Below are 21,169 nucleotides of genomic sequence, written 5' to 3'. Positions count from 1 at the left end.
GGCCCTACCCGGCCAGATCGGGGCTCAGCCGAACAGCGGCAGGGTGCGTTTGCGAGCCAGTGCGTCCATCCCGCGCTGGATGCTGGCTTGTACCTCGCGGTACTTTTGCTGCACGTAATCGTCGTCGTCAGCGCGGGCCGGATCGTGATCGACGTCCACGGCAGGCATTAGCCGCGTACGAATCTTCGCCGGCAACGGGATCTGCGGCAATGCGGCAGGCGCGATGCCCCAAGGCAGCGACACGGCGACCGGGAACACCTTGAGCCGCAACACCTTGTCCAACCGCAACGCACGCGACATTCGATCGCCGCGGATCAGCACCGGCATAGCGTCAGAACCTCCGACCGTCGCGATCGGCACGATCGGCACGCCGGCTTTGATCGCCATGCGCACGAACCCAGCTCGGCCGGCGAGATTGGCGACGTCCCGTTCGACCCACGGCTGCAGCGAGTCGACCTCCCCGCCGGGCCACACCGCAACGTCGCGTCCTTCGGCCAGTGCGGTCGCCATCGAGTCCGGTGCGGCCGGCAACACGCCCATCGCGCGGAAGTAGCGACCGATCAACGGGATCGCCATCAGCGCGTCGTGGGCGGTGCCGTGCAGGGTGCGCTCCTGACCGAACCGGCGCCACCATTGCACGCCGACGGTCCAGGCATCCCACACGAACGGAGCACCGGAGTGGATGCCGACGAGTAGCACCGGCGGATCGGGCAGGTTCTCCCACCCGTCGAATTCCATCCGGAACCAGTGGTCGACCAGGAAGTTCCACAGGTATTTCTGGCGCTGCATGGTCGCCTCGTCCTGCCCGCCCAGGTCCCACTCTGCGGCTCGTTCGCTGAACCAACCACTGACGCCACCGTCGGTGTCGGCACGCCGCTGCGCCATCGTGCTGCGGGCCTGCTCAGCGTGCTGCTCCGCCTGCCGGCGGATGGCGTCGGGACGGGTATCGGCGTTGGGCATGACAACCGGGTACCCACGATGTGGGTGCAGTCACACCCACGCTCAGCGCTGATCGAGTGCGTCGATGAGTTTGCGATTCGTCGTTGGTCCGTACCTGCATGGCACACGAAAATATGAGCACCAACCGGATCGTCAACGCCACGCCCGACACCGTGTTCGCGGTGCTGGCTGACCCGACCACCCACCAGGAGATCGACGGCACCGGCTGGGTACGGGAGTCACTCGATAGAAAACAGCTGAGTGAGGTCGGACAGGTCTTTCGGATGGCGATGTACCACTCGAACTTTGGCGGCATGCATTACGAGATGGCCAACCGGATCACGGTGTTTGAACCGCCGCGTGCCATCGCGTGGCTGCCGGGTCAGGGTGATGACGATGCCGAACTCGAGATCGGCGGCTGGTTCTGGCGCTACGACCTCGAGCCGGTCGGCGATGACCGGGCGAAGGTCACCCTGACCTACGACTGGTCGGCGGTGCCTGCGGCGATTCGGCAAAACATCGAGTTCCCGCCGTTTGACGGCCAGCACCTGGACAATTCGCTCGAGCACCTCGCCGATCTGGCCGAAAAATAGCTCGGGGACGCCTACGCCGGCTAATGGTGTGCGACTCTTAGCCTGTGGTGGATGTTCCGCGGAGAACGGTGCGTCGTGGCGCGAAGTTGGCGGGCCTGCCGGTGCGCGCCGCCGGCCGAGCGGTGCTCGGCTGGGGGCAACGGCTGGCCGGCGGCGATGCGGACCTGATCGCTGAGCAGTGGTCAGCGCGCAGTGCCGAGCAGGTATTCGCCGTGCTGGGCGAACTCAAGGGCGGCGCGATGAAATTCGGCCAGGCCATGAGCATCTTTGAGGCGGCCATCCCGGAGCAATACGCGGCCCCGTACCGAGACGCGTTGACGAGACTTCAGGCGGCCGCGCCACCGATCACGGCGGATCGGATCCACCGCGTGCTGGCGGAGCAACTGGGGACACGGTGGCGCGAGCGATTCGGCGCGTTCGACGACGCGCCGGTCGCGGCGGCCAGCATCGGGCAGGTGCATCGGGCGCTGTGGCACGACGGCCGCTCGGTGGCGGTCAAGGTGCAGTATCCGGGTGCCGACGTCGCGTTGATGTCGGACTTGCGTCAACTCAGACGATTCAGCCGACTGATCGAGCCGTTGTTCTCTGGGCTCGCGGTGCGACCGATGATCGATGAGTTGTCGGCACGGATGGCCGACGAACTTGATTATCGCCATGAGGCAGACAATCAGCGCGCGTTCGCCGCGGCGTTCGCGGACGACCCGCAATTCCTGGTGCCCAAAGTGGTCGCGTCGGCGCCGAAGGTACTGGTCACCGAATGGGTGAGCGGGCAACCGATTTCAGATCTGATTAGAACCGGCGATCAAGACACCAAGAACCACGCGGCCAGGTTGCTTTTCGAGCTCGGCGCCGCTTCGATGGCGCGGCTCGGCGCCATTCATGCCGACCCGCATCCCGGCAATTACCAACTCGACCCGGACGGCCGGCTGGTCGTGGTCGACTTCGGCTCAGTGGCCCCTGCCGATCGTTCGGCGCTGGTGTTCCTGGACAGCATCCGGCTGGCCGAGGTCGCCGAATCCGTGCAACTGGCCGACATGGCCGATCCGGAGCTGCAGGCGCTGGTGTTGTCCGAAATCAACGACGAGCTGAGCGGTCTGGGGTTCAGCGGTTCGAACACCCAGATCGACCCCGAGGATGTGCAGTCCTTTTTCGGCCCGTTCATCGAACCGGCTCTGGCGCAGTCGTTCCGGTTCAACCGGCATTGGATGCAGCAGCTGGCCCCGCGCGTGCCGGGGTTGGCGCGCGGCCAGGACTTTCTCGACGGCGCCGTGCTGACCATCCCTCCAGAGCACGCACTGATGTTTCGCACCATCGCCGGCATCGTGGGAGTGGCGTGCCAGCTCGAGGCCGAGGTGGCATTGCGCGACATCATCACCCGCTGGTATCCCGACTTCGAAAACCCGAAGATTCCCCCGAAACTCGCCGATGCATTGGGGATCGACTCCTGATGAGACGTGGGTCGATCGGCATCACGACGACGGTGTGCGCGTGCGTCGCGCTCGTCGTTTCGCCGGTCGCTGGGGCCGATCGCATCGAGCCGCCACCGATATATGGCTACTACAGCGCGGTCATCGACTTCGCGAAGCAGACGTTCAATGGCATGCCGACACCAATGGATTCGGTCAGCTTTCCCGTCGAGTTCACCACCCACTGCGACGTCAACGGCTGTATTCCGCGCTGGGACAACACCCCCGACCACGACCGTAACCCAGGCGCTCCGTTGGTATTCGAGTACAGATGGAACAACAACCGTTGGGAAACAACCGGCGAGTATCCGTACTTCTGTGATCGCAATGACCCGCGCAGCGCAGTGCCATCCACGCGGTCCGACTACCTGATCCCGAACCCTGACGGCAGCTACTTCGGCGAGCGGACGCTCACCACCCATGGAACGGGCTGCCCAGGGGAGGGGCCGGGGACCCATCGGGTGCCGATATCCCTGACACCCATCGACCCGCCGCCGCAGTAGGTGCGGGTTGACCGTCCGGCGCTAGAACTTGAGATAGCCGCCGTCGATACGCAGCACGTCGCCAGTGTGATAGCGGCTCGCCGCACTGGCCAGATAAACGGCCACCCCGCCGACGTCGTCGGGGGCGCCCCAGCGGCGCAGCGGAACCCGTGGCAGTACCCGCTCGCGGAACCGCTCGTCGTTCAGGCCTTCCGAGGTCATATCGGTGTCGAACCAACCCGGCGCCACGGTGTTGGCGCGGATTCCGTAACGGGCCAGCTCGGCCGCCATGCTGTCGATCAGCGAGGTGACACCGGCCTTGGAGGCCGCGTACGCGGGCTGGCGCGGCATCCCCTGAAACGCCCCGAGGCTGGACACCGCGACCAGGCTGCCGCCGCGGCCGGCCTCGATCATCTGGCGGGCTGCTTCGCGCAGCGTGACGAACACGCCGTCGAGGTCGACGCGCGTGACGTCCCGGAACGCCTCTAGCGACGTCTCCAGCACTGGAGTGAACCCGCCGCGCACCCCGGCGTTGGCGAAACACGAGTCCAGGTAACCGAATTCGCTACGGATCCGCGCCATGGCCGCGGCGGCGGCGTCCTCGTCAGTGACGTCGCAGACGACTGCCAGCACAGGTCGGCCGTGGCGGCGGAGCTGTTCGGCGGCAGAGTCCAGTCGGGAGGCGCTGCGCCCGAGGATGGCCACGGAGGCGCCCGCGCGGGCCAGGCCGTCGGCGAATCCCAAGCCGATGCCGGAGCCGCCGCCGGTGACGACCGCGACGTGGCCGGACAGATCGAAGGGGTTGGTGGTGGCTGATGGTTCGGTCACGGGCTGACCGTACGCAGACGTGGGGCACGCAGGCGCGGGAGGTCCCGTTACCCGCGCGTCCTACTGGTGACCCGCCATATTCGATTTCGCGGTATTCCACCCGGTCGCAGGCGCGGGCGCGGGCGCGGACAGCTGACCGATCACGAAGTCGGCCGCTTGGTCGGCCATCCCGTTCACCTTGTACGCGCTGTGGGCGGAGCGATTCAGTCCGCCGGGGTAGCACACCGGATCGCCGGGTGCACACAGTTGTATCGCCTTGTTGACGTAGAGGTCTCCGATGGTGATCGGCGGCGCGGAGCGGTCGGCCAGGCCCAGAACCCAATCGTCTGGCGTCCCGAAGAGCACCACTGCGGCAACGTGGGGCGCAACCGACGTGGGCATCGGCCCGGACAGGCCGGCAGGCAGATTGATTCCGGCCGGCACGACGCTGGAGGTCGCGTACCCGGCCACCGCCGCGCCCTGCGAGTAGCCGCCGAGCACGATCTTCGTCGCCGGGCACTGCGTGGCGATCGACTCGATCCTGTTCACTGCGTCCGCGACACCGTCGGCCGCCTGACCGAAAGCTAACGACGCGGGGTAATTCACCCCGTAGACCTCAATGGCTTGTCCGGGCAGACGAGCATTGAGTGCATCGACGAACGCTTGGCCGGTTGCCCCGACGCCAGGTGGTTCCAGCGTGCCGCGGGCAAAAACCACTTCTACTGCGGCACAGGAGTCGTCAGCGGCGAAGGCGCTGGCAGCGGGGACGGTGAGCATTCCGGCAATGGCAGCCATCCATGCCAGAATCAGGACGTTTGCGGATCGCGCGACTGCGCCGAAGACGGCCGGCCGTGATGTCCTCATCGATCGTCTCCATCCTCCGGTGAGCGCCACGCCAGTCCGTTCCGCTGTCGTCAGCTAAAAGCCGCGCGGGCCCACCGAGATTCCGTCGACGTCAAGTGATCTGGCTCACCTGCCTGTGCACGGCACTACCTCGACGGTCGGGAATGCTGCGTCGCGGCGGGTTGTTGTCGCGACCGTTCGCATACGCCAACTGATCAGCGCCGGAGGAATTATGGCGTCACAGCAATCACCACATGGGGGAGAGATCCTCGTCATCGGAGCCGGCGAACTCGGCGGCAACGTTGTCGCCGCACTGACTCATCGGGACGACGCACCGCCGGTGACTGTGCTGCTGCGGCCGTCGGGCACAGCCCGGCATGCGCAGCTGCGCGATGAGTTCGCGGCCCGCGGCGTCGGAATCGTAGAGGCCGACGTTGCGACGGCGTCGGCGGCTGAGTTTTCGACAGTGCTGAGACAGTTCCACACGGTGGTGAGCTGCATCGGATTCGCGGCGGGGGCGGGAACCCAACGCAAGATCACCGAGGCCGCGCTGGCGGCGCGGGTTCCGCGATACCTCCCGTGGCAGTTCGGCGTCGACTACGACGCCATCGGACGCGGCAGCCCTCACGACCTGTTCGACGAACAACTCGACGTGCGCGACATGCTGCGCGCCCAGAGCACCACCGAATGGGTGATCGTGTCGACCGGCATGTTCACCAGCTTCCTGTTCGAACCAGACTTCGGCGTCGTCGACCTCACCACCAATACCGTTAATGCGCTTGGCAGTTGGGACACCGAAGTCACCGTCACCACTCCGGAGGACATCGGTGTACTCACCGCGGAGATCATCCAGACCCGCCCGCGTATCGCGAACCAGGTCGTCTACGTCGCCGGCGACACGATCACCTACCGCGAACTCGCCGAGATCGTCGAACGGACCACGGGAGCCCAGGTCATCCGCAATGAATGGACCGTTGCGCAGCTACTGCACGACCTCGACCGAAACCCCGACGACGCACTACGGAAGTACCGCGCGGTGTTCGCTGAGGGCGAGGGCGTGGCGTGGCCAAAGGCCGGTACGTTCAACGCCATCCGCGGCATCCCGACGACGACCACTGAACAGTGGGCGCGCAAACACCTCAGCGCGAGACATTAGTTAGGGCTGGGAATATCGCCTCATGCCGCCCGGGCAGGGGGAGAATTGCTGCATGTCGACCGCGCTCTGGATCGTCGTTGCCCTATTCGCCGTGGGGACGGTGGTGGGCGGACTGATGCGGATGCAGGCGTGGTTGCGTAAGCCGGTACCGCCTGAAGTGATCGAGGCCGCGCACCGCGATGACGCCGAGGACGATTAGCCGGGGGAGTCGTGGTCTGTGGCCAGGTGCTGCAGGATTCGTTCGTTGAGGGTGGCGAGCGTGTCGAGTTCGGCCGGGGTGAACAGGTCGATGAAGTTCCGGCGGACGTCCTCGACGTGTCCGGGCGCGGCCTTCTCGATGGCGGCGCGGCCGGCCGGCAGCAGGCAGACCATGGTGCTGCGGGCGTCGTCGGGGTTGGGCTCGCGAACGATGAGCCCGTCCTTCTGCATACGTCGCACCTGGTGGGAGAGACGGCTTTTCTCCCAGCTCAGCGCGTTGCCCAGGCGGCGGGCCGACATGCGATTGCCGTCGTGAGCCGAGAGTGCCGCCAGCACCTCGTAGTCGGCCCCGGACAGCCCCGACTGCTGCAGGCGCCGGCTCAGGTGGGCCTCGAGCTGTTGATGCGCGTATACGAATGCTTGCCAGGCGCGGCCTTCAGCAGGGCTCAGCCAGTTCGGTTCCATCGGCATCATGTTACGCCGAATGGTTGATGTATCATCCAAGGAGGTGCGTCGGGCGTGCCGACGAAGGCCAGCCTGGCGTCCCTTGCCGTCAAGCCGTCCGACGAATGTCCCATGTGGTGGTTACCTGGCTGGCGAAGTCGAGCAGTTGCTCAAGGCTGCGGAACAGCGGGATGGCATCCACGATCGCCTCGTCGACACCGTCGGCCGCGAAGCGTTCGATCTTGTCGACCACCGCATCAATGGACGTGCCGGGTTCGAGGCTGATTCGCATGGCCGTCTTCAGCGCGTCAGGATCGCGGCCGGCTTCTTGCGCCGCACGGCGCGCAATCGGCCACAGCCGGTCGGAATCCTGCAGGCCCTCGACGCCGAGCCAGCCGGTGCCGATGCGGCCGACCCGACGCATCGCGGCCTCGCTGGCACCGCCGATCCAGATGGGCGGACCGCCGGCCTGGACCGGGCGCAGGTCGACATGGACCGGCGGCAGCGAGAAGAATTCGCTGTCCCAGGACACCGGAGTGGTCGTCCACCACTTCTGCAGGAATGCCAGCACGTCGTCGAGCATCCGCCCGCGGCGGCGCCTGTCGGCACCGCGGGCGATGTCATGTTCGTCCTTCATCCAGCCGACTCCCACGCCAACGTCGAGGCGGCCGTCGCTGAGCACATCGAGCGTTGTCAGTTGCCGAGCCAAATGTGTTGGCTCGTAGTAGAACGTGCTGAGCGTGCTGGCGTTGAGTCGCACGCGGCTGGTCGCTGTGGCGGCGACCGTCCACAGCAGCACCGGATCGAGGTAGCGGGTCATCTGCGGCGGCGGCTTTTTACCCGGATAGGTGGACTGCATGTTCACCGGCGTGACCAGTCGATCGCCGACCCACAGCGTGTCACAACCAAGGTCCTCGAGCCCTCGGCAGAACGCGCTGAGGCCAACGGCGCTGGTGATGGCCGGGCCGATGATGGGAATGACGAAACCAAGCTTCATCGTGTCCTCCGCTGGCTTTCTGCGGCTCAGCCGGGAACTTTGGTGACACCGAGGGCGATGTCGAAGTTCCCCGCGCCATAGCGGGCGACGCCCATGAGGACCAGGCCCGCTCCCTCTAGCCAGTGCGCCATTTTCAAGCCACCGACGTCCAGCGGGCGTAGCCCGACGCTCTCGATGAACTTCGACACGTGTGCTTTGGCTTGCGTGTCGTCGCCGGCGAAGAACACATCGAGTGTCTGGCCTTTCTCCAGGACGTGACCGAAGACGGTGTTGAATGCCTTCACCACGTTGGCGTCGGCCGGGGCCGCCTTGGCGACTTCCTGTGCGACCGAGGTGCTTTCGGGGATGGCGAGCCCGTCTGCCGTGGCATTGAAGGGGTTGGTGATGTCGACGATGATCTTGCCGGCCAGTGCGTCCCCGAACTGGCTGACGATTGGTGCGGCGCTGTCGAACAGCACGGCGAGGATGACGATGTCGCCGGCTGGGGCGGAGCCCCACGTTCCGGTCGTGACACCCTTGCCTAGCGCGCCGGCCAGGGCTGCGGCCTTGGCTGCATCGCGACTTATGATTTCGACGGTGTTGCCGCCCTGGACAGCCAGGGCGCCGATGGCCCTGGCCATGTTTCCCGAGCCGATGATGCTGATGCTTGTCATGATGTGCTCGCTTCTGCTTGTTGGTTGGTTGGTGGGCCGGTGGCCCGGGTGGGGATGAGGGGTCGGCTTCGCTGTTACGCCGTATGGGTGAGGAGCTTCCAGGGCTGCCCGCCGAGAAGACCCGCAAGGCGCCCTTGCATCTCGACGCCGGATGGCAGCGGGCGCCACCAGATGGTGACCTCGGCGATCTTGCCGTTCCCGTCGAGACGGATGCGGTCTATTCCGTTGACCACGGTGTCGTCGATCTGCAGGCGGAAGGGCGCGGCGTGGTGCGTCTCGCCGCTGAGAACCTCCCCATAGGTGAGGTCGGCGGCCGCCGCGCTGACGGTCCGGATGGCGTCCAGGACTGCCTCGCGGCCGGTGATCGGCTCGTCGTCGAGCGGGCCGATCAGCACCACATCCTCGGCGAGGATGTCCGAAAGTGCTTCTCTGTCTGCGCCGGCGTGCATGCTGTCGACGAATTGGTCGACGGTGTCGCGGTGCGGGGCCAAGGTGGTCATCAGATCGCCGCGACGCCGCCGTCGACAACCAGTTCCATGCCATTGACATAGCTCGAGTCGTCGGAAGCGAGGAACAACGCGGCCGATGCGAGTTCCTCAGGGCGGCCCATCTCTCCGCGTGGGATGAGGGATTCGAACTGCGCCTTCATCGCCTCGTCGAACAGCTCTTCCTGCTTCGCCGTGGCGACCTGGCCGGGGGTCAGTACGTTCACGCGGATATTGCGGTCCTTCAACTCCGAGACCCACACCCGCGCGTAGGCAAGCTGCACGGCCTTGCTCGCTGCGTACACACTCCACTCGGGGTAGCCCTTCAGCGATGCGTTCGACCCCGTCATGAAGATCGAGCCGCCATCGTTGAACAGCGGCAGCGCCTTCTGAACCGTGAACAACGTGCCGCGCGCGTTCAACCCGAAGGTGGCATCGAAGTGCTCCTCGGTGATCTCGCCGAGCCTTGCCTGTTCGCCTGTCCCGGCACTTGCCCACAACACGTCGATCGAGCCTTTTTCCTGTTTGACCGTGTCAAACAACCTGTCCAGATCGTCGAGATCGGCCGAATCACCCGCCACACCGGTCACGTTGCGGCCGATCAGTTCGACGGCCTCGTCCAGAGTGTCCTTCCGTCGGCCCGAGATGAAGACGTGAGCTCCTTCGTCAACGAACAGCTTGGCGCCGGCCAGTGCCAAACCACTTGTCGCACCGGTGATCACCGCGACCTTGCCATCAAGTTTTCCCATGATCTCTTCCGTTTCGTTGCGCCGATACTATGTATACCGATCTGTGTACCTAACCTACTCGCATTCATGCTCGCCGCGCAAGCTATGCACACCGATCGGTACCCAATTGGGCTAAGCTGGGCATATGACGGAGTTGGCGAAGGGGCCGCAAGGCTTGCGCCGCGGCAGGGGAGCGCGAGAGCGCATCCTCGCCGCTTCGCGGCAGCTGTTCCGCGATCAAGGCATCAACAGCACCGGCTTGGACCAGCTCTGCGCGGTGGCCCAGGTGTCCAAGCGCACGTTCTATCAGCACTTCAGCAGCAAGGACGAGCTGATCGCCGAGCACCTGCGTCGTTTCGATCCCGACGTTCTGCCCGAGGTGTTCGACCGCACCGACCTCACACCCCGCGAACGGCTGCTGGCCGCCTTCGACATCGAGGGGCCGCTGTGCCCGTTCATCGCGGCGGCCGTCGAAATCAACTCCCCGGACCATCCCGCGCGCGTGCACGCCCGCGACTACAAGAAGGCCTTTGCCGCGCGGTTCGCCGAAACCGCGCGCGAGGCCGGCGCTGCCAACCCCGAACAGCTCGGCGAACAACTGGCGCTGCTGCTCGATGGCGCCTCGGCGCGCAACCGAGTCCTCAACTCCGAAGGCTTCGCCACCGCCGCCGCCATCGCCGCCGTTCTCGTCGACAACGCGCTCCCCGCAGCAGAGGTACCGCTTGGCACACGCTGAGATTTCGACGTCGGCCGTTGGGCCTCAGCAGTGTTGCTCGTTCAGCGAAAGCGGCGGACGAAAACCTCACGGCTGATGGCGATTACGACGCCTGCTCGCTCAGGGTGGGCCTCGATCTGTTGATGCGCGTATAGAAGGCTTGCCGGGCGCGGCCTGATCACATTATCCCCAATGGTTGACGCATCATCCAAGTAGGTCTATGGTTGAGGAATCAACCAATTCGAATGTCATCGAGACGGGACACCTCATGAGCAGCATCAGCATCATCGGCGCCGGAACCATGGCCAGTGCGCTGGCCGAGCGGGCGCTCGCAGGCGGCAACGACGTCGAGATCGTCGGGCGTGACCAGGCCAAAGCGAAGGAATTGGCCGTCAAACTGGGTGGCGGCGCCACTGTCGGGACGACCGGAACCGCACCGGTGGGGGACATTGTGATCCTCACTGTGCCGTACTCGAGCGCGGCGGCGGTGGTCAGCGCGTACGGGGATGACTTGCGCGGCAAGATCATCGTCGACATCACCAACCCGGTCACCCCCGATTTCACGGGGTTTGTCACCCCAGAGGGCAGTTCCGGCGCGCAGGAAATCGCCAAGGCCGCCCCCTCCGGGGCGCTTGTCGTCAAGGCATTCAACACACTGTTCGCCAATGTTCTGACCGACGGCCCGGCCGAGGGGCACCCGTTGGACGTGTTCATCGCCGGTGACGACCCGCAGGCAAAGGCAAGCGTTTCGAGATTCATCGAGACCCTGGGGCTTCGCCCGATGGACACCGGGCAGCTGCAGATGGCGCGGGCCCTGGAGAACGTGGGCCTGATGCAGTTGGGCCTCATGACCCACTCCATCAAGCACACCAACTTCTCCCTCGGCGTCAACGTTCGCAGCTGAGCGCCCCCGTACCTACTTTGAAAAGGACAGTCACATGCAGGTTTTCATCACTGGCGGGACGGGCCATTCCGGTTCACACATCATTACCGAGCTCATCGCCGCCGGGCACGAGGTCACCGGGCTGGCCCGGTCCGATGCGGCCGCGGCGGCGGTGTCCGCGCTCGGCGCGAAGGTGCGTCGCGGCAGCCTCGAGGATCTCGACGGGCTCAAGGAGGCGGCCGCGGCCTCCGACGGCGTCGTTCACGTCGCGCACCGGCAAGACCTGCTGCCCTCCGGCGGGATCGACGCAGTGACCTCCGCGGAGGTCCCGGTCATCCAAGCCTACGGCGAGGCACTCGCGGGAACCGGAAAACCGTTGGTCGCGGCGGGTAGTATTGCCTCGTCGTCATTCGGGAAAATGGGGCGCCCGGCTACCGAGCAAGACCCGGCCCTGCCCACCGGGCGGGAGTACTCGGGCACTCTGCGATTCCGTAACGCCGTAGAACTCGCCGTGGTCGGCCTCGCCGAGCGCGGAGTGCGGTCGTCGATCGTGCGGTTTCCCACCATTGCGCACGACACGACCGACACTGCCGGATTCCTGCCCGGGCTGATCGCACTCGCGAAGGCGAAGGGCTTCGCCGGTTACCCCGGCGACGGCGCGAACCTGTGGAATGCGGTGCACGTCCGCGATATCGCCACCCTGTTCCGGTTGGCGCTGGAAAAGGGTCCGGCCGGGAGCTACTGGCACGCCGTCGAGGACGAGGGAGTTCCGTTCCGCGACATCGCCGAGGCCATCGGCAGTCGTCTGGGCCTGCCCACGGTCAGCGTGCCCGTGGACGAACTGATGCTGCCGGGATACTTCGGCATGTTCACGAATCTGGTCACGATGGACCTTCCGGCCTCCAACCTCATCACCCGCCAGACCCTGGGCTGGGAACCCACCCAACCCCGCCTGCTCGACGATCTGGACAACGGACACTACTTCACCGAACGCAGAAACGCTGTTGCCCACCAATAAATCTCACTCGCCAACAGGAGAACCATGACCGTATTCGCCTCGCACCGCGACACCATGGAGTCCTTCGTGGACTGCATCAACGGCGGCGTGGACACCGACACCCTCACCGGCCTGCTCGCCGAGGACGTGGTGCTCTACGGCCCGTTCAGCGATGAGCCGATCACTGGCCGCGAGGTCGCCGTGCAGACCATCAAGACCGTCAACGGGCTCTCGTCCGACGACACCTATCTGGAGGTCCTCAGCGGCGACACCCACCACGGCGCACGCTTCCGGCTGCAGGTCGGAGACGCCACTGTCAACGGTATATTCCTCGTCCTGCTGGACGCCGACGGCAGGATCGCCGAGGTCAACATCTTCTACCGCACGCTGCCGGCCGGCGTTGCGCTGCAACGTAAACTGGCGGTCGTGACTGGCATGCCGCCCTGGGAACTGCGGACGAACGGGGAGTGAGTCTCTGTCTGGGGCCTGCGTTGATGAGCATCCCCAGGTAGCTCAGACTAAGCGTAAAGCGGGGCCGTAGCTCGATGTGTTGATTGTCGTCCCAGCCAATCTGACTATCCGGCGACCTGGACCCGGCGTTACATGTAACATGCTGTCATGGCGGTGAGAGACAGGGTCGGCGAGTACCGCCGGCGCATGCGGGAGCGGGGCCTGCGCCCACTGCAAGTCTGGGTGCCCGACGTGCGCACCGACAGTTTTGCCGCCGAGGCTCATCGTCAATCGTCACTGGTGGCGCGGGCGAATGAAAGCAGCGATGACCAGGACTTCATCGAAGCTGTCTCGACGCCATGGGACGAGGAGTGAACCGAGGAGAGATCTGGACCGTAGCGGGGGGTGTCTACGCGACAAAACCGCGTCCCGCGGTGATTGTCCAGGATGATCTGTTCGATGCCACGATGTCGGTGACGGTTGCGCCGATCACCAACGCATTACTGGAGGCTCCGTTAATGCGCATTCGGATAGCCGGCGGAGATGGGCGGTTATGCGGACTCGACCACGACAGTGACGTGATGATCGACAAGCTCACAACTGTCAGGAGGTCGAACGTCCACGCGCGAGTCGGTCGGCTGACTGCGGAACAAGTCGTCGAAGTCGAGCGAGCCATGATGGCATTTCTCGGGCTTGCGCGGTAAACGAGAACCGTTGGGCAGGGAGGGCAATGCGGCTTAGTTGACTGGTAATCCGCCATATTCGATTCGGTCGTATTCCTCCTGCGAGGAGTCTCCGGCGATTGCTAGCTCTCAGCCTAGACGCCACCCCAGAGCCAGCGCTGGTCGCCGGTGACCTGCGCCCACAGCTCGTAATCGCTGGCCTGTCCGCGCATATGGGGCGTTGATCGACGAGCAGCCGCCGATTACCCGGCCGCGGGCGTAGTGAATACTGCGGCCGGCCAGACCTGGGTCGGCCTCGGTCGTGAAGCACCAGTCGGTGCGGGGGTTGGCAATCATGTACAGGTAGCCCACCGGCACCTTGATCCAGAACCAGTTGTCTTTTCCGCCGGCCTCGACCAGGAGCACACGGTGATCCGGATTGGCGTTGAGTCGGTTGGCGAGCAGACAGCCCGCACTGCCTGCTCCCACGACGATGAAGTCGAATTCGGCGACTAGGCGCATTTCCGGCATCGTCCCACCATGACGTCGGATGCGTGTCCCAGTGTGCACGACCGCACGGCACCGTCACGTGTGCGACGGATGTTTGCCGGCCGTGTCGACCTCGAGCGGTTCGTCGCCATTGCCGTGGAGGAGTTCGGCCGGCTCGACAGGAGCATCGGGTTCCTCAGTTTAGATAGGCTCCGTGAATGCGCGTACCTCGACGGATCGCACAGTTCAACAAGCGAGTCACCAACCCGGCCGCGCGCCGGATCACGCCGTGGCTTCCGTACCTCGGGACGCTCGAGCACGTCGGGCGAAATTCAGGTGAGCGATATCGAACACCGCCTTTGGTATTCAAGACCCACGATGGCTACGCCATCCTGATCGGCTACGGCCCGCAGACGGACTGGTTGAAGAATGTCCTGGCCGGCGGTCCGACGGTGCTGCGCAAGCGTGGACACGACGTCGCGCTCACTAATCCACAGGTGGTGAGCAAGGCCGAGGCGGCAGCTCTCGTGACACCGCATGCGCGGCTCTTCTACCGGGTGTTTCCCTATGACGAGGCAGCTCTGCTGCTGACGGGTGCGGGCATCGACCACTGACGGGGCAAGCTTCAACCGATATTGCTCGAGTGCCGACTTCCCATAGGTTGGTCGTCGAAGCAAATCCGGACCGGCGAGGATTCGGCCGCGAGTCAAGGCGTGAAAGTAGGGTGTCCCATGATACGAACATATCCCGTTCTCCGGCGCTCGTCGGTCTAGCCACCTTGGCGTTGGTAGGTCCATCGTGAAATGAAGCTTCGCCGACGCGTGCCGCGACAGTCGCACCGGAATGGAGGCGCCCGAATCTCGTGCACGTGCCGTAAGTCGTTGGTGTCGAGGCGCTTTGGCCATATCGATCCGACGCGGCAGACGAGGGTACTTCGGGTGCCACATGATTCATCAGATGAAAACGGCGTATTTTACTGGTAACACTGCATATTCGATTCCGCCGTATTCCTCCACTACTCAGCGGCGCATCGGCCGAGATGGGGCAGGGGAGAGGCGCTGATTCCCGGGATGGATGTGGCCCGATCCCCCCGCGCGCCCCTGCAAGGTTTCGAGACATGTTGGTTTGCTGGAGCTCGCGGTCGGCGGGAAGCATCGGCCAGTTAGCGGCGTCGGCGCCGAATCTCTTCAGCTCCAACTCGTTCCAGCGTCTTGAGTAGTCGACGCACCGTGTCGGGCACGTTCGCGTGAGGTCGGATTACCGCAAGAAGGTCGACGAGCCGTGGAGGAGGTTGACGGACCTCTGATCGTGCGGCATCGACGCGGGACAAAGCGTGAACGAACACGGCGAGTGTCTCACAACCGGGTAGTGCGGCTGCTGGGGCCAGTACGGCGTCAAAGCCGGCGTCGCGGGCGACCGCTGCGATCGCTTGGGTGGTGGCATAGTCGTCTGAGACGAGGTCTGCCTCGTTCACATTTAGATGCGAGCGAGTCTCCTCGTCGGTGAGGTCAAGTACCTGGTGAGCCCTGGTGCCAGTATTTCCCGGTCAGCTTGCGGCGTGGTGCGGTCGCGACCGCATCGGCGAGCGTCACACGTAGGAGCCGTCGATGAAGGATTCGGCCGCGCCGCGTACCTCCTCGTAGCGCTCCTCAGCAAGCAGGTCAATAGGGCGTTCGCCGTCCAGGAGGCGATTCTTGGCATGCAGCCACTGGCCGACGCCTCGGGCAGTCAATGAGCCTGAGAGCAGGAGGACGAGGTCACGGAGCTGCGCGAGCCGATCGTACCGGTCAGGGCGGATGTCGCCGGTTCGCCAGCCCCGCACGGCCCGGTCAGAGACCTGCGTTACTGTAGCGACGTCGACCTGCGTGACGCCGAACGGTTTCAAGGCATCGACAATCTCAGTGGCTTCGACTGCCCGGTCCAATGTGTCCGTCATAACGAGAAACCCTTCAACTTCCGGTTATACTACCGGTTATACTACCGGTTATACTACCGGTTATACTACCGGTTATACTACCGGTTATACTACCGGTAGGTAGCGGCGCCTGGCAACGCTCCCGGCGACCCGCGACGGTGCGCATCTCCACCGGGTCGCCGGCGCGCTCCGAAGACACGCGATCACTGGGCGAATAAATGTTCGAAGGTTGTCGGAGACGGATCTAAACTGGACCCAGTGCGCACCCGCGATGAGATCGACGCCGAGCAGCGCCTGCGGGCCCCGGTACGGCGGTCGATACGCGAACAGGGTGGCGAACCGTCGAGCCGTCAGGTCGACGAGCTGCTCGATCAAAGGGCGGGGCGGGAAAGTTGACCGACCAGACACAACCGGATCTCACGAGGCTGCCGTCCGGCGAGCTCGAATGGCCCGAATTCATCCAAAAGGCCGCCGGGGCTGGCGATCTCATCGAACGTCACTTCATCGAGTTGAAGTCGGAGATCGACCCAACCGGTAAGGACGGCGCAGCCAAGGTCGCGAAGTTCATCCTGGGCGCGGCGCACCGCGACCCCGAGCGCGCTGCGAAATACCTCGGCGGATACGCCGTGATGCTTCTCGGCGTCGGCGCCAACGACGTTCACGGCCTTGCACGGTTCGAAGCGAAGGATCTCGGGGGCGCGGTTCAGCAGTACCTCGGCGAGCCCGGCCCGCGGTGGGACTTCGTGCGCGTTCGTGTCGACGACGACCACGACGTCATCGTGATAATCGCCGAGCCGCCGGTCGTCGGGAGGGTATGGCCGTGCTGCCGCGAGGGCGTCGGCCTCGCCGACGGGCGGATCTACATACGCGGCGACGGAGAAACGCGCGAAGCGAACCACGACGAGATCCGGGCGCTCGTTGAGCGCGTGCGCGGGACGCCGGCGAGTACTCCGCTCGACCTCGACGTCACCCTCGATGGCGTAGTCCGCCGGTACACCTGCGACCCGTCCCTGGTCGACGAGTATGTCGGATTCGAGCGCCAGCGCCTCGAAGCGGCGGCACCCGAGCCGCCCGCTGTGAAGGCCGAAGAGGTCGGACGGCGAGTTTCTGCGGGCGCCGCCGGGTTCCTGTCGTCCGGCGTCGCCTCCAGTGTAGGAAGCAGCATTTTCGCTACAACGGAGCCTGACCCACGAAGCCGCGAAGAATACATCGCGGAAATCGACGAGTGGGAGCAAGAACTCCGCGCCGACTGGCCGAGGTTCCTTGGGCACGCCGCTGCCATCATCTGTCGCGAAGACCCTGCGCATATCGTGGCGCGCAGCCGCCGCTGGCTGGAGGACGTGAAGATCAAGATTCATCTCGACGGGCCCGTTCGAGCTGACGAAAATCCCGCGGACGACAAGGATTACGTGCCATTGCCGCGCCCACCGCGACCGTGGGGCCCGCGACCCGTCTCTCCGTTCACACCGGACGTTCTGCGCCTACCCAACATGATGGGTATCGATGTACCGCCCGCGGTCTATATGCGGTACGACAACATCGGCATCGACAACTCGGGATCGGTCGACCTGGAAGTGCTCGTGGGTGAGATGCGACCAAACGACCCATACATCAGCAGTGATGGGTTATTCCTCAGTGTGCCTTCCGAACACGGCGATCCGGTCATGGGGAAATGGACCGCAACAGCCAAGGATTACCACGAGATGCTGTCAGGTGAGTTGCAGCTCGAACTCGATGACCCACCCGACCTGACGGAAACCATGCGCAGTTTCCTCTTCAGATCCGACGACGAGGACGACGAAGAGGGTGACGACTGACGCGGCCTATCGCCCTGGAAATCAGCTTCCTCCAGGTGCTCAGACTGCCGCACGATGCCGTCCTGCCCGGGCGGCACGCTTCGAGATGCCGACTGCACTGAGAATCATCGACGAATCCGCCGAATGCTAGATTGATTGCGAAAACTGCCAAATGCACCGAGACCGGACAATCACAGCCTACGCGAAAACTATTGGGGCGCAGCACAGTCTAGCGTAGTTAACTTGACATAATGTCGCTTATCGGCGTTTGAGGACCTGGGCATTTACTGCCGGCCGTCCTGAGAGCGATCCTGCAAACTGACACCGCGCTGCAGATCCGGGCCGTGTCCGACCGCGCGTCGCCATAGACGGTCATCCATCGAAACCGTCCTCCGCGAAATGCGCACCGTCCTGACGGACCCCGTGTCCGCATGAACTGCATCACCGGCGGTACCGCAAGCGTTACGCCGCCCGGGCTCCGTCGAGTCATTTCGTCACTGTGACGTATTCGTGGGTGATGTACCGGCGCCCCGGCGGGGCCAAGCTTCACGTTCATCCCATCGCCGTTCTGGCCGAGCGCCGGCCGCTTGGGTGGTAGCCGGTCATAGTCCCAGCACACGCCGGAGTCCCCGATCAACCTCGTGCATGATGCTCGGCAGCACATCACCAATCCGCGCCGACAAGTCCGCCTTGTTCAGAGTGACGAGCGCAGTAACGTCCACAACTGAATCCCGTGGGAGGCCCGTGGCGGCCGCAGGAAGGAACACATTGCCGGGCATCGCTGCCAGGGCCGTATTGGCGGTGATTACTGCGCAGAGCACGGTCGCAAGGCGGCTGGCGTTGTACGGATCGGACTGAATAACCAGCACGGGACGGCGCTTGGCCGGTCTCCCGCTAGACGGCGCTCCGAAGTCGGCCCAGTAGAGCTCAGTTCGGCTGATCACCACTCGTCGTCCACTGCGTCCAGCACGCGGTGTCCCACGGCCACGCCGACGGCTTGCGCCTCGTCAACGCCATCAAGCCGCTCCAGGGCGCTGTCGATCTGGCGGGTCAGTGATTGGGTTTCCAACTCGTCAAGGTAGCGCTGCGCCGCTCGAGCGAAGAATTCGGAACGGCTCATGCCAAGCTCGGACGCCGTTCGAGATACCCGGGCGAACGTCTCGTCGGAGACGGAGATGGCTGTCTTCACCACAGGAGTATGACTCGGTATAACTACGTGGCGGGCCGGTGGCGAGGATTCCTCAGCGGTATCGGTCAACGGTTCCTCCATGCGAGGCACCATATCGACGCATACCGACAACTTGTCGGCACCGTGGCGCATACTTCCTCTTCCACGGCCGGCCGGTTGCTCGGCGGCGAGTTCACGATGCTTGATTGCGAAGCCTTTACGAGGCGATCTTCGCTCTCGAGATGGTCAAAGACAGCTTCCAACGTGCGATGCTGAGGGCATTGGAGGCAACCAGGGAACGGGTGTCGTGAACGGAGGGACTGGCGCAGTGGTTCCGCCCGGGAGGGGACGCGATTGATTGACGACGTTGGCGGCAAGCGGCTGGGACAGGGGCAAAAGCCAACGCCATACGACTTCGACAGTATTCCCAACTACGACGACCCTCTTCCCGACTACAGAAGCTTGGCCCGCGAAATCGGACATAGCATCGCCGCCACCCGGCCGCCGAATGTCCTGGCGCACAACGGCCGGGCATTCTGGAAGCTCACCGACGCCAACAGTGGAGCACTCGCCTGGCTCGCATTCACCCGGACAGATGCGCGGTCGGCGCTGGCCCGGCGCAAGGTATGGACACTGATCCCATACCTGCAGGTATTCATCGCGAACTGGTTCGTGAGCGTCGACCACGAGATCACCGATCAGAACCAGTGGATACACACAAACATCGACGTTTATGAGGCACGCGAACTGGCACTGCTGGTGCCGCAGCCAAACGTCGAGGACATCAAGCGGATCACCCGGCCCGAAGCGGTGCTGACCCTCGACGAGATCGACCGGCACAAAGTGACGACCGTACTGGGCAAGGGAACTGCTCAAGTGCTGAAAGCTCGACGATGACTCACTTGAACAAACAGGAATTCTGGGAGTGGGCGTAAGGCGCGCGACGCTGGTCAAGATCAGAGCCGATGCCGAACTCGCGTCGGCGCGCTAGGAAGTCACGATTACCGCTCGGCCGCATAATGGTCAGTGACCCGTACGGCGAAGGAGCACACCGGTGGCAGATTCGACGGTCCGCAGCACAACTCGGGTCGCTGGCTTTGAGGATCCCGAGCTCGATTTTCAACTGCTCCGCCAGCTCGGGTCGGCCGCCTACGGCGGGGCGTCGGTCGGTGAGTGCCTGGCGGCCGCCGCCCGCATCCGCGAAGCCGGCGCGCACACCTGGACCGACGTTTTCGCCGAACTCGCTGAGCAACAACACACCAACGCACAACAACTCGCCGCGACCGGCAACCGGCTCAGCGCGCGTGACCGCTACCTGCATGCGGCCAACAGCTACCGCGCAGCAGAGTACTTCTCCCCGTTCGGAACCGACAGGCACATCGAGCTGGGTCTCGCCAGCCGCGCCGCCTTCCTTGCCGCCATGGCCGAAAACCGCACGGACATCGAGGAATTGTGGCTTCCCTGGCGCGGGCAGCGGCTTCCCGGCTACTGGTTCACTCCCAAAGGCGGCGTCGGCCGCGGGAAGACGCTGATTGTCACAAGCGGATTCGACGGAACGCTCGAGGAAACCTATTTCCAGATCGGCCTAGCAGCCCTCGAGCGTGGCTGGCGGGTGCTGCAGATCTGCGGACCGGGCCAGATGGATACAGCCCGCACCGAACCGGCAACATCGTTCGTGCCCGACACCGAGAGCTGGGTGTCGGCATGGATCGACATCGCACTGGACCGCCCAGAGGTGGAACCCGACCGGCTTGGGTTGCTGGGCATCAGCTTCGGCGGCTATTTCGTGCTGCGCGCCGCCGCGCATGAGCCGCGCGTTCGCGCGTTGGTGGCCAACTCCCCCGTCATCGATCTGCGCGCATATATGGTTTCGTTTCTGGCCGGCATGGGCGGTGACCCCGAGCAAGTACTCGCACCCGCAGAAGATTTCAGCCTCGACGACATCGACCAAATCCCCGATGCCGAGATGCCGCCCACCATCAAGGAGATGTCGCGGTCGTTGATCCGACGCTTCGGACAGTCGACGTTCCTCAACTCATTTCAGTACCTACGGGAGTTCAACGTCGACCCCGCCGCGATTACCTGCCCTACCCTCGCGCTCGTCGGTTCCGGGGAGGGCGGTGAACCGATCCGCCAATACGAGGCGTTCGCCCAACAATCCGGTGGTCCGGTGACACAGCGGATGTTCACCACCGCCGAAGGCGCGGACACCCATTGCCAGCTCGGCAACCTGACCCTGTCCGCCGCCGTGACACTGGACTGGCTCGACAACATTCTGGACCGCTAACGGTGTCTCGCGACAC

Annotated in this window: 27 protein-coding genes and 2 pseudogenes; 15 read left to right on the top strand and 14 right to left on the bottom strand. The window is 64.5% G+C overall.

Features of this window, described 5'->3' with window-relative positions; all coding sequences use genetic code 11:
• Positions 1–24: 24 nt before the first annotated feature.
• Positions 25–960 carry a lysophospholipid acyltransferase family protein gene (locus ABQE44_RS17950; RefSeq protein ID WP_448393849.1) on the bottom strand — a complete coding sequence of 312 codons (936 nt, stop codon included), beginning with the start codon at positions 958–960 and terminating at the stop codon, positions 25–27.
• A 98-nt stretch (positions 961–1,058) separates the two neighbouring features.
• Here ABQE44_RS17950 and ABQE44_RS17945 point away from each other — a divergent pair, with 98 nt between their 5' ends.
• From ABQE44_RS17945 to ABQE44_RS17935, 3 genes are all read left to right on the top strand, one after another.
• Positions 1,059–1,532 carry an SRPBCC family protein gene (locus ABQE44_RS17945; protein ID WP_448393848.1) on the top strand — a complete coding sequence of 158 codons (474 nt, stop codon included), beginning with the start codon at positions 1,059–1,061 and terminating at the stop codon, positions 1,530–1,532.
• Between the two features lie 68 nt (positions 1,533–1,600).
• A complete protein-coding gene (locus ABQE44_RS17940; RefSeq protein ID WP_448393847.1) occupies positions 1,601–2,980 on the top strand; it encodes an ABC1 kinase family protein in 1,380 nt (459 codons plus the stop codon).
• The gene (locus ABQE44_RS17935; protein WP_448393846.1) at positions 2,980–3,501 is read left to right on the top strand and encodes an MBOE_33420 family protein; all 522 of its coding nucleotides are present in this window, start codon (positions 2,980–2,982) and stop codon (positions 3,499–3,501) included. Before ABQE44_RS17940 ends, ABQE44_RS17935 begins: the two co-directional genes overlap by 1 nt.
• Positions 3,502–3,522: 21 nt before the next feature.
• Here ABQE44_RS17935 and ABQE44_RS17930 read toward each other — a convergent pair whose 3' ends face one another.
• Both ABQE44_RS17930 and ABQE44_RS17925 read right to left on the bottom strand, forming a co-directional pair.
• Positions 3,523–4,308 (bottom strand): SDR family NAD(P)-dependent oxidoreductase, encoded by a 786-nt coding sequence (locus ABQE44_RS17930; RefSeq protein WP_448431151.1) that lies wholly within the window; start codon positions 4,306–4,308, stop codon positions 3,523–3,525.
• A 60-nt stretch (positions 4,309–4,368) separates the two neighbouring features.
• Positions 4,369–5,151: a cutinase family protein gene (locus tag ABQE44_RS17925; RefSeq protein ID WP_448394073.1), complete on the bottom strand. Its 783-nt coding sequence runs from the start codon at positions 5,149–5,151 to the stop codon at positions 4,369–4,371.
• 211 nt (positions 5,152–5,362) lie between these two features.
• Here ABQE44_RS17925 and ABQE44_RS17920 point away from each other — a divergent pair, with 211 nt between their 5' ends.
• Positions 5,363–6,286, top strand: a complete 924-nt coding sequence (locus ABQE44_RS17920; protein WP_448393844.1) for an aromatic alcohol reductase — start codon at positions 5,363–5,365, stop codon at positions 6,284–6,286.
• A 52-nt stretch (positions 6,287–6,338) separates the two neighbouring features.
• Complete coding sequence (locus ABQE44_RS17915; RefSeq protein ID WP_448393843.1) at positions 6,339–6,485, top strand: hypothetical protein; 147 nt, start codon at positions 6,339–6,341, stop codon at positions 6,483–6,485.
• Here ABQE44_RS17915 and ABQE44_RS17910 read toward each other — a convergent pair.
• The 5 genes from ABQE44_RS17910 to ABQE44_RS17890 form a co-directional block, all read right to left on the bottom strand.
• Positions 6,482–6,949: a MarR family winged helix-turn-helix transcriptional regulator gene (locus ABQE44_RS17910; protein ID WP_448393842.1), complete on the bottom strand. Its 468-nt coding sequence runs from the start codon at positions 6,947–6,949 to the stop codon at positions 6,482–6,484. The genes ABQE44_RS17915 and ABQE44_RS17910 overlap by 4 nt on opposite strands.
• An 88-nt stretch (positions 6,950–7,037) precedes the next feature.
• Positions 7,038–7,925 carry a TIGR03619 family F420-dependent LLM class oxidoreductase gene (locus ABQE44_RS17905; RefSeq protein WP_448393841.1) on the bottom strand — a complete coding sequence of 296 codons (888 nt, stop codon included), beginning with the start codon at positions 7,923–7,925 and terminating at the stop codon, positions 7,038–7,040.
• Positions 7,926–7,951: 26 nt separating this feature from the next.
• Complete coding sequence (locus tag ABQE44_RS17900) at positions 7,952–8,578, bottom strand: NADPH-dependent F420 reductase (protein WP_448431149.1); 627 nt, start codon at positions 8,576–8,578, stop codon at positions 7,952–7,954.
• Positions 8,579–8,652: 74 nt separating this feature from the next.
• Positions 8,653–9,078: a nuclear transport factor 2 family protein gene (locus ABQE44_RS17895; RefSeq protein WP_448394093.1), complete on the bottom strand. Its 426-nt coding sequence runs from the start codon at positions 9,076–9,078 to the stop codon at positions 8,653–8,655.
• The gene (locus ABQE44_RS17890; protein WP_448394094.1) at positions 9,078–9,812 is read right to left on the bottom strand and encodes an SDR family NAD(P)-dependent oxidoreductase; all 735 of its coding nucleotides are present in this window, start codon (positions 9,810–9,812) and stop codon (positions 9,078–9,080) included. Before ABQE44_RS17890 ends, ABQE44_RS17895 begins: the two co-directional genes overlap by 1 nt.
• Positions 9,813–9,936: 124 nt before the next feature.
• On the opposite strand from ABQE44_RS17890, the gene ABQE44_RS17885 reads away from it, so the two are divergent.
• The 6 genes from ABQE44_RS17885 to ABQE44_RS17860 all read left to right on the top strand — a co-directional run bounded on the left by ABQE44_RS17885 (position 9,937) and on the right by ABQE44_RS17860 (position 13,540).
• Complete coding sequence (locus tag ABQE44_RS17885; RefSeq protein ID WP_448394095.1) at positions 9,937–10,527, top strand: TetR/AcrR family transcriptional regulator; 591 nt, start codon at positions 9,937–9,939, stop codon at positions 10,525–10,527.
• A 247-nt stretch (positions 10,528–10,774) separates the two neighbouring features.
• Positions 10,775–11,410, top strand: a complete 636-nt coding sequence (locus ABQE44_RS17880; protein ID WP_448394309.1) for an NADPH-dependent F420 reductase — start codon at positions 10,775–10,777, stop codon at positions 11,408–11,410.
• 34 nt (positions 11,411–11,444) lie between these two features.
• The gene (locus ABQE44_RS17875; protein ID WP_448394096.1) at positions 11,445–12,407 is read left to right on the top strand and encodes an SDR family oxidoreductase; all 963 of its coding nucleotides are present in this window, start codon (positions 11,445–11,447) and stop codon (positions 12,405–12,407) included.
• A 24-nt stretch (positions 12,408–12,431) separates the two neighbouring features.
• Positions 12,432–12,857, top strand: a complete 426-nt coding sequence (locus ABQE44_RS17870; RefSeq protein WP_448394097.1) for a nuclear transport factor 2-like protein — start codon at positions 12,432–12,434, stop codon at positions 12,855–12,857.
• A 147-nt stretch (positions 12,858–13,004) separates the two neighbouring features.
• Positions 13,005–13,211 carry an antitoxin MazE-like protein gene (locus tag ABQE44_RS17865; RefSeq protein ID WP_448394098.1) on the top strand — a complete coding sequence of 69 codons (207 nt, stop codon included), beginning with the start codon at positions 13,005–13,007 and terminating at the stop codon, positions 13,209–13,211.
• Positions 13,208–13,540, top strand: coding sequence for a type II toxin-antitoxin system PemK/MazF family toxin (locus ABQE44_RS17860; protein WP_448431147.1), 333 nt, complete (start codon positions 13,208–13,210; stop codon positions 13,538–13,540). Before ABQE44_RS17865 ends, ABQE44_RS17860 begins: the two co-directional genes overlap by 4 nt.
• A gap of 119 nt (positions 13,541–13,659) precedes the next feature.
• On the opposite strand, the pseudogene ABQE44_RS17855 reads toward ABQE44_RS17860, so the two are convergent.
• Positions 13,660–14,020 (bottom strand): annotated as a pseudogene (locus ABQE44_RS17855) (GMC family oxidoreductase N-terminal domain-containing protein); the annotation flags it as partial.
• Between the two features lie 185 nt (positions 14,021–14,205).
• Here ABQE44_RS17855 and ABQE44_RS17850 point away from each other — a divergent pair.
• Complete coding sequence (locus tag ABQE44_RS17850; protein WP_448394099.1) at positions 14,206–14,601, top strand: nitroreductase family deazaflavin-dependent oxidoreductase; 396 nt, start codon at positions 14,206–14,208, stop codon at positions 14,599–14,601.
• A 548-nt stretch (positions 14,602–15,149) separates the two neighbouring features.
• Here the strand turns inward: ABQE44_RS17850 and ABQE44_RS17845 are convergent.
• The 3 genes and pseudogenes from ABQE44_RS17845 to ABQE44_RS17835 form a co-directional block, all read right to left on the bottom strand.
• Positions 15,150–15,506 (bottom strand): annotated as a pseudogene (locus tag ABQE44_RS17845) (RES domain-containing protein); the annotation flags it as partial.
• Positions 15,507–15,575: 69 nt separating this feature from the next.
• Positions 15,576–15,923 (bottom strand): DUF2384 domain-containing protein, encoded by a 348-nt coding sequence (locus ABQE44_RS17840; protein ID WP_448394100.1) that lies wholly within the window; start codon positions 15,921–15,923, stop codon positions 15,576–15,578.
• A 350-nt stretch (positions 15,924–16,273) separates the two neighbouring features.
• Positions 16,274–16,672 (bottom strand): hypothetical protein, encoded by a 399-nt coding sequence (locus ABQE44_RS17835; RefSeq protein WP_448431145.1) that lies wholly within the window; start codon positions 16,670–16,672, stop codon positions 16,274–16,276.
• Between ABQE44_RS17835 and ABQE44_RS17830 the strand changes: the two genes are divergently transcribed.
• Positions 16,646–17,719, top strand: coding sequence for a hypothetical protein (locus ABQE44_RS17830; protein WP_448431143.1), 1,074 nt, complete (start codon positions 16,646–16,648; stop codon positions 17,717–17,719). The two genes, ABQE44_RS17835 and ABQE44_RS17830, sit on opposite strands and share 27 nt — an antisense overlap.
• Positions 17,720–18,300: 581 nt before the next feature.
• Here the strand turns inward: ABQE44_RS17830 and ABQE44_RS17825 are convergent.
• Both ABQE44_RS17825 and ABQE44_RS17820 read right to left on the bottom strand, forming a co-directional pair.
• Entirely contained in the window at positions 18,301–18,645 is a 345-nt protein-coding gene (locus ABQE44_RS17825; protein WP_448431141.1) for a type II toxin-antitoxin system PemK/MazF family toxin, read from the bottom strand.
• Positions 18,639–18,887: a ribbon-helix-helix protein, CopG family gene (locus ABQE44_RS17820; RefSeq protein WP_448394103.1), complete on the bottom strand. Its 249-nt coding sequence runs from the start codon at positions 18,885–18,887 to the stop codon at positions 18,639–18,641. The genes ABQE44_RS17825 and ABQE44_RS17820 overlap by 7 nt, the downstream gene beginning before the upstream one ends.
• A 333-nt stretch (positions 18,888–19,220) precedes the next feature.
• On the opposite strand from ABQE44_RS17820, the gene ABQE44_RS17815 reads away from it, so the two are divergent.
• Both ABQE44_RS17815 and ABQE44_RS17810 read left to right on the top strand, forming a co-directional pair.
• Positions 19,221–19,763, top strand: a complete 543-nt coding sequence (locus ABQE44_RS17815; RefSeq protein WP_448431139.1) for a hypothetical protein — start codon at positions 19,221–19,223, stop codon at positions 19,761–19,763.
• 157 nt (positions 19,764–19,920) lie between these two features.
• Positions 19,921–21,153: an alpha/beta hydrolase family protein gene (locus ABQE44_RS17810; protein ID WP_448431137.1), complete on the top strand. Its 1,233-nt coding sequence runs from the start codon at positions 19,921–19,923 to the stop codon at positions 21,151–21,153.
• Positions 21,154–21,169 lie beyond the last annotated feature (16 nt).

This window comes from Mycolicibacterium sp. XJ2546 (assembly GCF_053483195.1).
Note: the sequence above shows the minus strand (reverse complement) of the source record. Positions and strands in the feature narration are given on the sequence as shown.